Origin of the sequence: Mesorhizobium sp. M0011 (genome assembly GCF_040324155.1) — a bacterium.
GTDB lineage: Bacteria > Pseudomonadota > Alphaproteobacteria > Rhizobiales > Rhizobiaceae > Mesorhizobium.
In genome coordinates this window covers 1-13,653 of sequence record NZ_JAMYVQ010000038.1, presented here as the reverse complement: position 1 = coordinate 13,653, position 13,653 = coordinate 1, and the positions used below count along the sequence as shown (strand labels likewise).

Here is a 13,653-nt window from a genome sequence, read left to right as displayed (position 1 = left end):
CCGGCGGTCAGGTGGGGCAAGGCAACGAATCCGTGTTAACGGGTTTCTTCGGAGACTTCGCAGGCGCGTTGGCTGACGGAGCACCAACGAAAAAACCCGCCTATGCGGCGGGCCACTGGCGCAAACCGGCACCATAGGCAAAAATGTACCATAGCTGAGGGCACGGAGTCAAGAAAAAATTCCTATCGTGGGAAAGCTGCCGGCACAAAAGCTGCCGATGCCCCGAGCTGGTTGTCGTCAGGCCTTTTGTTAACCTGAGTTTGAAGCCCTGTCAGGAGGATCAGTTGTTTTCCGGGTAGCCGGCGATGCTGGTGCGGGTCAGCTGCCAGTGGACTTCGGCGATTTCCGAAGCCTTGAAGGCAAGCACGATCTGGCGGCTGCGGCGCGGGCCGCCAAGGCCGGCGAAATAGATCGATTCCTCGACCTCCGGCACCACTTCGGCTGCTGTGAACACCCAGGTGTCGGCCTGATCGGCGGCCAGCACCAGGCGGTCATGCTCGTCCTGCAAAAGGTTGACGTCGGGATGAACGTGGAAGCGGACGGTGACGAAGTCGCGCCCATTGTTGCGGATCGCCGTATTGCCGGGGCGCTGGAAGCGGTCGCGGCCAGCCAGCACATTGCCGTTCGACGACAGTTTCAGCTCGCGCTCATGCAGGAAGCCGAAGCGCGGGACATAGCCGTCATGGCGGGCGATGAAGCCCTGAACGCCCTTCTGGTCGGTGCGCTTGCACTGCACATGCTGCGGGCCGCCGATCAGCGGCGAACCGAGCAGGTCGTTGACGCGCAACGAATGGCTGAAGCGCGCCGACGAGGTGTCGTTGATGGTGGCGGTCGAGTGCGCGGCGGTGGCGCGCGCCAGCGGCCGGAATTCAGCCGCGCCATAGGTGTCAATGCCGGCATTGACGATGTAGTGCTGGCGGCCGGACGACAGTTCGAAGGCGAGGCAGCTGGCGTGTGCGGCGTTGGACACATCGATCGGCGGCGGCGGGCCGGTGTCGGCGATGACCGTGGTGCCGCCCATCGACAGGCGCTCATAGCCGGAATGCGGCGCATGCAGCAGCGGCGCGCCAGCGGTGTCGTCGTGGCGCAGAATGGTGGCGATGCGGTCGTGGATGGTGGCACCCATGCCGTTGAAGCGGGCGAGGCTGCCATCCTGATGGCGAAAGAAGCGCAGCGCCGGCAGCATGCGGTCGATGGCGCCGATCAGCGCCTGCGGCGGCGTTTCCGCCTGGTTGGCATAAGTCTGGCGCAGCGGCAGAAGGTCGGCGAGGATTTCCAGGACGACCATCGGATTGCGCGAAATGTGCCCGCCATCGGCGAGGATCTGGCGGTCGAGTTCCTCGGCAAGATTGCGGGTCGCGCCCCGCAGGGCCGATGCCGGTGCCGGCAGGGACAAGGCAGCGAAGGCGAGCGCGATGCGGGCCCGCAGCCTGTCCTTGCCGTCGGGCATTTCGCGCGCCATCGACCTGAGGTAGCGGATCTGGATGGCAACCGATTTCAGGAAGGCGCGGTAGAAAGGGAACTCGGCGCCCTGCAATACGACCGAGGAGTGCTGCAACCAGGCGATGATGCGCTTGGCCGTCGTGCCCGGCTCCCAGGCGATGCCGGAGATATGGCTGCCATGCATGGTGATCCAGTCGGAGACCAGGGCGCGGGCATTGGCGGCGGCAAGCTCGGTGCCGGCGGCGCGCATATGGCGCAGCCAGCGAAAGCCGTGCAGCGTCTTCTGCCAGCCGTGATTGGGCACGTGGATCTGGAAAGGCGACTTGCCGCCGGTCTCGACCACGTGCCCCGACAGGGGATAGCGGCCGTAATAGATCTCGAGTGCGATCTGCGGGTCGGCGAGGCGCAGGTCCGGCGGTGCGATCAGCACACGTTCCGGCGTGCGGCCGGAATATCGCCAGCGATAGACAGGCCCGGCGCGCAGGCGCCGGCGCGTTTTGCGCCAGAACTCCTTCGCGACAAGCGTCCACAGACGCGTCGTGCTGCTGGCAGCAAGTGCCAAAACCCCTCCTGATCGTCCTCTACCCCGGCGCCGAGTCTACATGATTGCACGATTCGTGCGAAGGCGAATTCCACGAGCCCACGCCGGTTCACCTGGTTTTGCCCCCGATCCTACCCAAAAAAGTCAGTAAATCCGGGCAGTTCAATTCCTAGCCGGCTCGCCGCATGCGAGCGGCGAAGAAACCATCGAGGCCGGAGCGTTCCGGCGCGCCGAGCTCCAGGTCGGCGGGCGTGGTGCGCAGCGTGCCTTGCTGCGTCGTCAGGAACGGATCGATGCCGGCGATCTCGCCTTGCCGCAGCGGATCGTTGGCGACTTCAGGCGTGCCGGCCAGAAAGGCGCGATAGAGATCCTCGCCCTCGAGCGGGTCGAGCGAACAGTTGGAAAAGACGATCGTGCCGCCGGGCTTCACCAGGGTGACGGCGCGGGCGAGCAGCCTGCGTTGCAGGTCGGCCAGTTTTTCGACATCGGCCGAAGTCTTGGTCCATGGCACGTCGGGATGCCGCCGCACCGTGCCGGTCGACGAGCAGGGCGCGTCGAGGAGGATCGCGTCGAAGAGTTCTTCCGGCTCATATTTGAGCAGGTCGGCCTGGACGATTTCGGCCGACAGGCCGAGACGGTCGAGATTCTGCGTCAGCCGCACGAGCCGGTTTTTTGACGTGTCGACGGCGGTGACCTTCGCGCCGGCAACGATCAGCTGCGCGGTCTTGCCGCCGGGCGCGGCGCAGAGATCGGCAACCCGCAATCCCGTGACATCGCCGAACAGCCGGGCGGGCAGGCTGGCCGCGGCGTCCTGGACCCACCAGGCGCCCTCGGCAAAGCCAGGCAATTCAGTGACAGGACCGACAAGATTCTCGACACGCACCGTGCCTGTCTGCAGGACGATGCCGCCGAGTTTTTCGGCCCAGAGTCCGGGATCGGCCTTGACCGAGAAGTCGACCGGCGCCTCAACGCGATGCGCTTCGAGGATCTGTCTGGCCTTCTCGTTGCCGTAGGTGGTCTTCAGCCTGTCGGAAAACCATTTGGGCGCCTCGTCGGTGGCGGCAAGGGCGGCAGGCAGTTCCGTTTCCTTGGCCCGTGCCAGTGTGCGCAGCACGCCATTGACGAGGCCGGAGAAGCGCACCGTGCGCGGATCGGACTTGGCATGGGTCACCGCAATGTCGACGGCGGCGCTGTCGGGAATATCGAGGAACAGGATCTGTGCTGCGGCCACATGCAATATGTGCGACAAAGCGGTGGCATTGGGCGGCAGCGGTTTTTCCAGGCGCCTCGCCAGCAGCCCTGATATGGTCATGCGATAGCGCAGCGCGGTGACCAGGATGGCGCGGACCAGGCCGCGATCGCGCAAGTCGAGCGCCTTGTATTGCGGGTGGCCATTCTCGTGATCGGTCAGCCCGTCAAGCGGCGTCCTGGCGTCGATGACGGCGGCAAGCAGGCGCGCCGCCGCCTTGCGGGCGGCGAGGCCGGCAACGAAGTCGCCGCCGTCCCTGTGTTCCTGATCGCCTGAAACCGTGCGTCGAGGCCCTCTGTCCGCCACGCTCACGACCACCGGCCCTTGGGCCCGGTCGGATTGCGACCCCATGGGTTGGATTTGGGCTTGGCGGGCTCTGCCGGCTGCTCGGGCCGCGCTGCCTGATCCCATGGGCCGGATGGCCGCGGTTCGTCCGCCTGGCGTGACGTTGGGGCCTGGCGCGGTGCAGCCCGGGTTTCGCTGCCGGCCATGTCGCGCGCCATCGCTTGCAAGGCTGCGATGCGGTTCTCAGTGGCGGGGTGGGTGGAGAACAGGCTGTCCATGCGCTCGCCGTGAAGAGGATTGATGATGAAGAGATGCGCGGTCGCGGGATTTCGCTCGGCATCGGGGTTGCGGATGCGTTCGGCGCCGCGGGCGATCTTGTCAAGCGCCGATGCCAGCCAGAGCGGGTGTCCACAGATTTCGGCGCCACGCCGGTCGGCCTCGTATTCGCGGGTCCGGCTGACCGCCATCTGCACGACCATCGCTGCAAACGGAGCCACGATCATCGCAACCAGCACGCCGACAAAGCCGAACGGGTTGTTGTCGCGGTTGCCGCTGAAAAAGAAGGCAAAATTGCCGAGCATTGAAATGGCGCCGGCAAAGGTGGCGACGATCGTCATGGTGAGCGTGTCGCGATGCTGCACATGGGCGAGCTCGTGCGCCATGACCGCCGCGACCTCTTCAGGCGTCAGCGCCTGCAACAGGCCGGTGGAGGCAGCCACCGCCGCATTCTGCGGATTGCGGCCGGTGGCAAAGGCGTTCGGCTGCGGGTTGTCGATCAGATAGGTCTTCGGCATCGGCAGGCCGGCCTGTTTGGCCATTGCCTGGACGATGGCGTAATATTCGGGCGCGTTCCTTTCGTCGACCTCGACGGCACGGTTCATCGACAGCACCATCTTGTCGGCATTCCAGTAGCTGAACAGGTTGGTGCCGGCGGCGATCAGCAGCGCGATCATCATGCCGCCGGTTCCGCCGATCAAAAAGCCGACGCCCATGAACAGCGCGGTCATCGCGGCAAGAAGCATGGCGGTGCGGATGGTGTTCATCGTCTGCTCCTGTCCGGGGGATAGCGAAAAGGGGTCGATCGTCGTGGGTTCATGGCTATATGATGGGAAACGCCAGTTCCTGTTTCAATTGACTGGACTCAATCTGCTGACTGAACTCAATCTGCCGAGATTATCGCATGACCGACGAAATCAGTAAAACAGGCTCCGCTCCTGCCGAAGCGGCATCGCAAAGAGAGCTAGCGCCGGCCGCACGCCGTGCGTTGGCCGAGGCCGCAGCGCGGCGGGAACACTACCGCGAAAAGGAGGCCGCGCTGCCGAAGGAGATCGGCGGCCGCGGCGGCAAGGAGCCAGGGCGCTACGGCGACTGGGAAGTAAAGGGCCTGACCAGCGACTTCTAGATGCCTCCCTACGCAGCGTTGCGCTGCGGCTCGAGCGCGATCCAGCCACGCTCGTCGACCGTGATGCCGACCATGTCGTAGCCTGCGATCGCGGCATGTTGCGTTGGCAAGGGGTGCTTGTGCGTGGCGCTGATGACCATGACCGCCGCGCCCGCCGCTTCGGCTGCCGCGATGCCAGCTGGAGCATCCTCGAAGACGAGGCAATCGCGCGCGTCGAAGCCGAGCCGTTCCGCGCCAAGCCGGAAGCAATCGGGCGCCGGCTTGCCGCGGGAGACATCTTCCGCCGCGACGATGACGCCCGGGACGGGGATGCCGGCGGCCTTCATGCGCAACAGCGCCAGCTCGCGCGGGGCGGAGGTGACGATTGCCCAGCGTTCGGGCGGCAGCGAATTGAGAAATGCCACGGCGCCGGCGATCTGGAGAATGCCATCGAGATCGGCCGCCTCGGCCTTCAGCAGCAGATCAGCCTCGTATGCCGGGTCGACGCCCGGCAGTGCCAGGCCGGTGATGGTCTCGATCGCGCGCACGCCATGGATCGTCGGCAGGAAGGCGGCGACGTCGAGGCCTTGGCGACGTGCCCAATCGCTCCACACCCGTTCCGCCGAGGCGATGGAATTGATGAGCGTGCCGTCCATGTCGAAGAGGAAGGCCGCGAATTTTCTGCCTGAATACATGATTTTCCTTGAGTTCGGGGAGCGCTGGTGGGGTTGCCGAACCTAACGTCTCGACCGCGGCAGGGGAAGACACGGGGTGGGCTTTTCGATCGGCCCAGGGAACCACGGTATCCTCCGCGCGTTTGGGAAGGACTGCTTCTCACAACAACGATCGAAGGGGGGACCAACGATGCTGATCCGGCTCGGCTACGAAATCGCCATCGAATGCGTAGCCGCGACGCCGGTGATTTCAGTGCTCGAGATCCATCGGGACAGGCAGGCCGACATCAAGCGGCAGACGCGGGTGTTGACCTCGCCCGCGGTGCCGACAAGACTGTACCACGATCTGCATGGCAATGCCTGCCGGCGCTTCACAGCACCCGCCGGTGGTTTTCGCATCCTGTATGACGCGGTCGTCGAGGACAGCGGCGAGACGGACGAGGTCAACACGCTGGCCAGGGAAGTGCCGGTGGCAGACCTGCCCGACGAAGTTCTCGGTTATCTCCTGGGCAGCCGCTATTGTGAGACGGATCATCTGAGCAGCCTGGCCTGGGAGCTCTTCGGCGACATCCCGTCCGGCTGGGCGCGCGTGCAGGCGATCGTCGATTATGTCCACAACCGGCTGTCGTTCGGCTATGGCTATGCGCGCTCGACCCGCACCGCGGCGCAGGCGCATGAGGAGCGCGTCGGGGTCTGTCGCGACTTCGCCCATCTGGCGATCACGCTTTGCCGCTGCATGAATATTCCGGCACGCTACGTGAACGGCTATCTCGGTGACATCGGCGTGCCAGCCGATCCGGCGCCGATGGACTTCTCGGCGTGGCTGGAAGTGTTCCTCGACGGCAAATGGTACACGTTCGATCCTCGCCACAACACGCCAAGAATCGGCCGTATCGTCATCGCCCGCGGCCGCGACGCCACCGACGTGCCGCTGCTGCACAGTTTCGGCCCCCACCGGCTCAGCCTGTTCAAGGTGTGGACCTACGAACAGGAAGGCAATCTGTTCAACCCGCCCTACCACGGCATCGACAGGACCGTCAGCGCACAGATGCTGGCGTAGTCGCGAGGCCTACCGACGCGACAGGGTGGCAGCGAGGTTCTCTCCAGGCACAACTTTCGGGACACATGGTCCGCTTCGGTACAGTGAGCTTGTGCCGCAACAGGACGCCGTCGACGGCGTCGCGATGCCTCGGGGCCAGGTCATGGTAAGCGGCCGGTAAACGCCAGCGCCACGGCGCGTTCCCGTTTACCAACCGTTCACCTTTGTTGGTTCCAAGATTTAACAAAAACAATGACTTGCTACTGGAAAGCCAGCTCTCCGCCCAGCTAGGGCGTCATCCGGCGGGAATCCTGCATTGCCCTTTCCGCGGCGACGAGGCCGAGGCGAGTGGAGGCTGTAGGATGCGAAATTACGGGGGTCTTGTTCACGCGGTTGGCGGGTTCGCCAGGGATCGCGGTGGAAATTTCGCAGTCCTGTTCGGCCTTAGCGCCTCGGTCTTGGCGCTGGCCGTGGGCTTTTCGGTCAACGTATCGCAGCTCTACAATGCGAAAACGAGCCTTCAGGGCGTGGTCGACGCCGCGGTCACGTCGACGGCACGCGACCTGACGACCGGTGTCATCAAGGAAGCCGATGCCAACAAATCGGTGCAGGCCTTTCTCGACGCCAACAGCCAGGCAGGGATTCTGCAGGCCGACCAGATCGTACTCGACAAGCTGATCGTCAACAGGACTGCCAAGACGGTCCAGGCCGACGCCCATGTCGATGTCGGGCTGTATTTCCCGATTTTTGGCACGGGCGACATGAAACGAGTCGCCGCCTCCACGACGGCGCTCTATTCGGACAAGACCATCGAAGTGGCGATGATGCTCGACATAACGGGGTCGATGGCCAAGCTCGGCAAGGTCGACAAAATCGGCGATTTGAAAGCAGCTGCAAAAAACGCCGTCCAGACGATGCTGCAGAACCAGGATCCGCAGAACCCCCGCATCCGCGTCGCGATCGTGCCTTATGCATCTGGCGTGAACGCCGGCAAGCTGGCGGAAAACGTCTATGCCGAGAAGCAAGCCAGCTCTGAGCTCCCACCCATCGCCGGCAGTCCGCTTCTCGTCGCCAAGACAGGCAAAAATCTGCTGCCGTCCTTCAGCGACTACATCTCCATTGTCGGCGCGGCGATGCCACGCCCCGACAATTGCGCCACCGAGCGCAAGGACAAGAACGGCAAGGCGGATATGAGCGCCGACGGCCCGGATACCGTTCGCACCGACAGGAACGGCAAGAAATACTATGCGCTGGTCAATCGGGACGACCATCTCGGTGACGGGGACATGAACAGGTGCCCTGATGCGGAAGTGATCCCGCTGACCGCCGATTCCGATGCATTGCTTGAATCGATCGAGGACTTCCAGGCCGATGGCTACACGGCCGGCGCGATCGCCATTCAGTGGACCTACTATATGCTGTCGCCGCAATGGCGCACTGCGATCAGAAATGCCGGTCTCGGCAAAGGCGCCTCGGACGCCGATCCGAAGAAGATCGCCAAGGTCGCGATCCTGATGACCGATGGCCAATTCAATACCGCCTTCGCCGGTGCTGGGGACAGCTACAACAGCCAGGGCAACCTTGCGCGCGGCAACGCCGGAACGCTGTGCGGCAACATGAAAAATGACGGCATCGAGATTTTCACTATCGGCTTCGATCTGAACAACAAGGACATGTCGGCAACCGAGCGGGACCAGGCAAAGGCGGTGCTGAAGGACTGTTCATCGAAGGACGCCTCCGCCGCCAAGAGACATTTCTTCGAGGTGTCCACCGGAGCAGAATTGGATGCCGCCTTTCAGGAAATCATCCGCAACACCGAAAAGGTCGCGTTGACCCAGTAGTCCGCAAACGGAAAAAGGCCGCCGCTTCTTTCGAAGCCGGCGGCCTTCCGTGTTTCCGTCCGTGGCGCGGCCCTATGGCGATGACCTATGAGGTCACCCGCCGCGCATTTCGCGCCTTAACGGGAAGACTGCTTCCCGAAAGTGCAATCCGCTGAGGCCACGTTCTGGAAAACGAAATCACTCGACATCGGATCACCTCCTTTCGATTTGTTGAACACATACTCATGATGGGGTGCGTTGCAGCAAAAGACAAGGCGCAGGTTTGAAAAAGTCGGGAAGGTGCTTTTGGCACGACACTGGGTTGCGGGCTGTCGGCAGGGCAGGCAAGATCATGGCATAGAGCCGAGCCGGCAACCCGGGGTCGGCCCCTTGGGAGGAATGCATGGAAGCAGCCGAGAGAGCGGCGCGGATCGTGCGGACGGTTGTCGAGACGCTGAAACCGGGCTTTGCCGTCAGGCTGTGGACCGGGGAGCGGATCGGCCCTGCCACAGGTCCGGTGCTCACCATCAACGACCAGGACATCGTCTGGCAGGTGGTGAAGCGACCATCCCTGTCGACGCTGATCGAAATGTGGATTTCCAAGACGATCGATATCGAAGACGGGACGTTTTTCGACTTCTACGCCCTGCCGTCGCAAGGCAAGCTCAGAACCAAGCTCAAATCGCTGCCGAAAATGGCGATCCTGCGCGACCTGCCTTCCGTGCTTTTGGCACGCAGGCAGATGACGGCGCGGACCGATCTGTCGGGGCGCAATCCCTATGTCAGCGGTTCGAGCCAGGAGGCGATCCAGCATCACTATGACATTTCGAACGCCTTCTACCGGCTCTTCCTCGACGAGCGCATGGTCTACAGTTGCGGCTACTTCAAGGATTTCGCCAACAGCATCGATCAAGCGCAGATCGACAAGCTCGACCATATCTGCCGCAAGCTCCGGCTGAAGCCTGGCGAACGACTGCTCGACATCGGCTGTGGCTGGGGAGCGATGCTCATCCATGCCGCGAAGAACTATGGCGTCATCGGCCACGGTGTCTCGCTGTCGCAGGCCCAGACCAATCTTGCCCGTGAACGCATCCGCGCCGAGGGTCTGGAGGACCGCATCACCATCGAGATCAAATCCTATGCCGAACTCACCGGCTCGTTCGACAAGATCTCGTCGATCGGCATGTTCGAGCATCTCGGGCTCGCCAACCACGCGACCTATTTCTCAACTGTCCACCGCCTGCTGAAGCCCGGCGGCATCTATCTGCATCACGCCATCACCAGGCGCAGCAAGGGCGACATGAAGAAGACCCTGCGCAAGGGGCCGGAGTTCAAGGCGCTGATCAAATACATTTTCCCCGGCGGCGAACTCGACACGATCGGCATGACAACAGGCAATCTCGAGGCGCACGGCTTCCTGGTCTACGACGTCGAGAATCTGCGCGAGCATTACGCCCGCACCTGTCGCCTGTGGGCCGAGCGCCTGCACGCGCGTTTCGACGAGGCTATCGCCGAGGTGGGCGAGGCCAGGGCGCGGCTATGGCTGCTCTACCTGACCGGCTGTTCGATCACCTTCGAACGTGCCTCGGCACAGATTTTCCAGACCGTCGTCACCAAGCGCGCGCGCGGCCCAAGCGGCCTGCCGCCGACGCGGGCAGATCTGTATCGATAGCTTACACGAAGCGCATCGCGTCGCCGACTTCGACGCGCGCCGGCCGGTCGATCGTGCAGTAGACGCCGAGATTGTGGGCGTTGTGGCGGACCAGGTTGCGCAGGATCGCCGGATCATGGTCGAAGCCATCCTGGGCGACGATGGTGAAACCGCAGCGGCGGCAGGGTTCGGAGACAGTCAGCAGGAGATCGCCGATGGCAAGCTTGCGGCCGATCCATTCCGTTTCCGGAAACGACCCTTCGATTGCCGTCATGTCGACGACGATGTTGGGGCGGAAGCGGCGTGGGTCGGCGACCCCTTCCGGATGCAACGCTTTGAGCCGTGCCAGCGAGGCGGTGGTCAACAGATGGATGGGCGCTTTGCGGTAGCGCTCCGCGGTCAGCGGGCCGGAATAGTCAGGTCCGGCATTCTCGCGGCGAAACGGTCGGATCGAGGCCTCGAAGCCGAGATAGGCCGACACCGCGCGGTCGCTCTCGATACTTGGCGCAGCCAGCCAGTTGTCCCCGGGAACGGCAATCTCGAGTTCCAGGGTCGGCGACAGCCGGGTGCGGATGCGCGGCACCTTGTGCCATTTCGGGTCGCGGTCCGGTCGCGCGATCTCATTGTCGGACGCGTCGACGAGGCCGAACATGCGGTCGCCCTCGATGCTCTCGATATCGACCGAGATTGTTTCCCGACGCTCGCCGGCAAGCGAACTCGCCGGATAGCGCCAAAGCTCACTGACAGTGCCGAGCGCGGCCTGCATCAGCTCTTCTTGTTCTGCCGGTTGGCGATCAGGTCTTCGACGACGGCCGGGTCGGCGAGCGTCGAGGTATCGCCGAGGGCGGAGAAATCGTCCTCGGCAATCTTGCGCAGGATGCGGCGCATGATCTTGCCGGAGCGCGTCTTCGGCAGGCCGGGCGCGAACTGGAGCTTGTCGGGCGAAGCGATGGCCCCGATCTCCTTGCGGACATGGGCGATCAGCTCCTTGCGCAGATCCTCGCCCGGCTGCTCGCCGGCCATCAGCGTGACGTAGCAGTAGATGCCCTGGCCCTTGATGTCGTGCGGATAGCCGACGACGGCGGCTTCCGAAACCTTGTCGTGGCTGACCAGTGCGGATTCGACCTCGGCCGTGCCCATACGATGGCCGGAGACGTTGATGACGTCGTCGACGCGGCCGGTGATCCAGTAATAGCCATCGGCGTCGCGGCGGCAGCCGTCGCCGGTGAAGTACTTGCCCTTGTAGGTCGAGAAATAGGTCTGGATGAAACGATCATGATCGCCATAGACGGTGCGCATCTGGCCGGGCCAGGAATCGGTGATGCACAGATTGCCGTCGGCGGCACCTTCCAGCACCTTGCCCTCGCCGTCGACCAGCTGCGGCTTGACGCCGAAGAAGGGCCGTGTCGCCGAACCCGCCTTGAGGTCGGTGGCGCCGGGCAGCGGCGTGATCAGGATGCCGCCGGTCTCGGTCTGCCACCATGTGTCGACGATCGGAACCTTGCCGTTGCCGACGATGTTGAAATACCACTCCCAGGCTTCCGGATTGATAGGCTCGCCGACCGAACCCAGCACGCGCAGCGACTTGCGCGACGTCTTGGTGACATGCGCATCGCCGGCGCCCATCAGCGCGCGCAGGGCCGTCGGCGCGGTGTAGAAGATGTTGACCTTGTGCTTGTCGATGACTTCCCAGAAGCGCGACTGCGACGGATAGCTCGGCACGCCTTCGAACATCAGCGTGGTGGCGCCGTTGGCGAGCGGGCCATAGACGATGTAGCTGTGGCCGGTGACCCAGCCGACATCGGCGGTGCACCAGTAGATGTCGCCGTCATGGTAGTCGAAGACATATTGGTGCGTCATCGAGACGTAGACGAGATAGCCGGCGGTGGTGTGCAGCACGCCCTTCGGCTTGCCGGTCGAGCCCGATGTGTAAAGGATGAACAGCGGGTCCTCGGCCTTCATCTTCTCGGGCTTGCATTCGGCTTTCACCGTCGCGATCTCGTCGTGGTACCAGACGTCGCGGCCGGGAACCCAGCCGGTCTTGCCGCCGGTGCGACGCACGACCACCACCTTTTCGACTTTCGTCCCGGCCTTCGCGGCGATCTCGATCGCCTTGTCGGTGTTTTCCTTCAACGGGATCGGCTTGCCACCGCGCAGGCCTTCATCTGATGTGATGACGAAGGTCGACTTGCAGTCGTCGATGCGGCCGGCCAGCGCATCCGGCGAGAAACCGCCGAAGACGATCGAATGGACGGCGCCGATACGCGTGCAGGCCAGCATCGCATAGGCGGCTTCCGGGATCATCGGCATGTAGATGGTGACGCGGTCGCCTTTCTTGACGCCGTGTTTCTTCATTACATTGGCAAGCCGGCAAACATGCTCGTAAAGTTCGTTGTAGGTGATCTTCTTGTCGTCGTAGGGATTGTCACCTTCCCAGATGATGGCGGTCTGGTCGCCGCGCTTCTTCAGGTGCCGGTCGATGCAGTTGTAGGAAACGTTGGTCAGTCCGTCCTCGAACCATTTGATCGAGACCTTGCCGTCGAAGGAGGTGTTCTTGACCTTGCTGAAGGGCTTGAACCAGTCGATACGCTTGCCGTGCTTGCCCCAGAATTTGTCCGGGTTCTTGATGCTGTCGGAATACCATTTCAGGTAGGTGTCATTGTCGATCAGCGCGTTTTTCTTCCACGCCGGCTGGACGCGATGGACATGAACCTCGGACATTCCTGACTTTCCTCCCGAACCAATCGCCGGCTTGAAATGCCGGCGGGATCGCAGCGGCACGGCCGCGAATTCGGCGGCATTATTACCAGTTCCGCCGTTACGGCAACATTAGACGTTGGATTCGCGCGGCGGGATGCCGCAGGGGGCTTCTCCAAGGCTGTCAGCACTCGAAGAGGTGCGCTGCTAACTGCATGTTTTCGCATGCTAAAGCCGGGTCAGATGAAGAAAAAATCAATAGACGGTTAATCAGCGGCGCGCACAATCAGCCGTGGGAGGACAGGCGAATCAACCTGGGGACCGTCATGCGCGACCATGCCGAAATGGACCTGATGCTCAAAGGCTATGGCTTGACCACGGCCAAGATTCTCTATCACTTTCCCGATCATCCGCATCTGTTGCAGAGCTTCATCTGGCAGGACTACGATCTGGCGCCACAATTTCCGGTACTGATCAAGTTCATCGAGTTCTGGAAGGCCAAGCTGGACGGGCCGCTGCATTCGATCAGCTACACCCACCAGAAGCTGATCGCGCCGAATGAATGGCGCAAGGTGGATGGCGAGTTCGTGCTGCACTGAACGCGGTACAGCCGATCTCCCCCCTTGCGGGGGAGATGCCCGGCAGGGCAGAGGGGGGTGCTGTCCCGCCAGCATCAGAAACTATTATGAAGCCGTTCGCAGATGGCGGCTCTAGTCAACGTCGCGTTCCTTCACACCCCCCTCTGTCCTGCCGGACATCTCCCCCGCAAGGGGGTGTTTGGACCGGAGACATCGCGAACAGGTGTGCGAGGACATCGCGAACAGTTTGGCGTGCTTTGCGCCGGGAGGTTCGCGATGCCATTTGGGAACACCA

At 63.0% G+C, this 13,653-nt stretch carries 11 protein-coding genes; 5 read left to right on the top strand and 6 right to left on the bottom strand.

The annotated features are described in order from the left end of the window. Window positions 1–280 precede the first annotated feature (280 nt). From NKK51_RS28580 to htpX, 3 genes are all read right to left on the bottom strand, one after another. Entirely contained in the window at window positions 281–2,005 is a 1,725-nt protein-coding gene (locus NKK51_RS28580; protein ID WP_352555475.1) for a heparinase II/III family protein, read from the bottom strand. A 148-nt stretch (window positions 2,006–2,153) separates the two neighbouring features. Beyond that, window positions 2,154–3,584 carry an RsmB/NOP family class I SAM-dependent RNA methyltransferase gene (locus tag NKK51_RS28575; RefSeq protein WP_352555473.1) on the bottom strand — a complete coding sequence of 477 codons (1,431 nt, stop codon included), beginning with the start codon at window positions 3,582–3,584 and terminating at the stop codon, window positions 2,154–2,156. After that, window positions 3,542–4,561 (bottom strand): zinc metalloprotease HtpX, encoded by a 1,020-nt coding sequence (gene htpX, locus NKK51_RS28570; RefSeq protein ID WP_352555471.1) that lies wholly within the window; start codon window positions 4,559–4,561, stop codon window positions 3,542–3,544. Before htpX ends, NKK51_RS28575 begins: the two co-directional genes overlap by 43 nt. Before the next feature lie 137 nt (window positions 4,562–4,698). Between htpX and NKK51_RS28565 the strand changes: the two genes are divergently transcribed. Then, a complete protein-coding gene (locus NKK51_RS28565; protein WP_352555469.1) occupies window positions 4,699–4,920 on the top strand; it encodes a DUF1674 domain-containing protein in 222 nt (73 codons plus the stop codon). 8 nt (window positions 4,921–4,928) lie between these two features. Here NKK51_RS28565 and NKK51_RS28560 read toward each other — a convergent pair whose 3' ends face one another. Further along, complete coding sequence (locus NKK51_RS28560) at window positions 4,929–5,594, bottom strand: HAD-IA family hydrolase (RefSeq protein WP_352555467.1); 666 nt, start codon at window positions 5,592–5,594, stop codon at window positions 4,929–4,931. Between the two features lie 169 nt (window positions 5,595–5,763). On the opposite strand from NKK51_RS28560, the gene NKK51_RS28555 reads away from it, so the two are divergent. The 3 genes from NKK51_RS28555 (at window position 5,764) to NKK51_RS28545 (ending at window position 10,104) form a co-directional block, all read left to right on the top strand. After that, window positions 5,764–6,633: a transglutaminase-like domain-containing protein gene (locus tag NKK51_RS28555; RefSeq protein WP_352555465.1), complete on the top strand. Its 870-nt coding sequence runs from the start codon at window positions 5,764–5,766 to the stop codon at window positions 6,631–6,633. Window positions 6,634–6,974: 341 nt separating this feature from the next. Next, complete coding sequence (locus NKK51_RS28550; RefSeq protein WP_352555463.1) at window positions 6,975–8,453, top strand: TadE/TadG family type IV pilus assembly protein; 1,479 nt, start codon at window positions 6,975–6,977, stop codon at window positions 8,451–8,453. Between the two features lie 382 nt (window positions 8,454–8,835). Continuing rightward, the gene (locus NKK51_RS28545) at window positions 8,836–10,104 is read left to right on the top strand and encodes a class I SAM-dependent methyltransferase (RefSeq protein ID WP_352441020.1); all 1,269 of its coding nucleotides are present in this window, start codon (window positions 8,836–8,838) and stop codon (window positions 10,102–10,104) included. Window position 10,105: 1 nt separating this feature from the next. Here NKK51_RS28545 and NKK51_RS28540 read toward each other — a convergent pair whose 3' ends face one another. Both NKK51_RS28540 and acs read right to left on the bottom strand, forming a co-directional pair. Further along, window positions 10,106–10,849 (bottom strand): MOSC domain-containing protein, encoded by a 744-nt coding sequence (locus NKK51_RS28540; RefSeq protein WP_352555461.1) that lies wholly within the window; start codon window positions 10,847–10,849, stop codon window positions 10,106–10,108. After that, the gene (gene acs / locus NKK51_RS28535) at window positions 10,849–12,804 is read right to left on the bottom strand and encodes an acetate--CoA ligase (protein WP_352555459.1); all 1,956 of its coding nucleotides are present in this window, start codon (window positions 12,802–12,804) and stop codon (window positions 10,849–10,851) included. Before acs ends, NKK51_RS28540 begins: the two co-directional genes overlap by 1 nt. A gap of 302 nt (window positions 12,805–13,106) precedes the next feature. On the opposite strand from acs, the gene NKK51_RS28530 reads away from it, so the two are divergent. After that, window positions 13,107–13,379, top strand: a complete 273-nt coding sequence (locus NKK51_RS28530) for an usg protein (protein WP_352555457.1) — start codon at window positions 13,107–13,109, stop codon at window positions 13,377–13,379. Window positions 13,380–13,653: the final 274 nt, after the last annotated feature.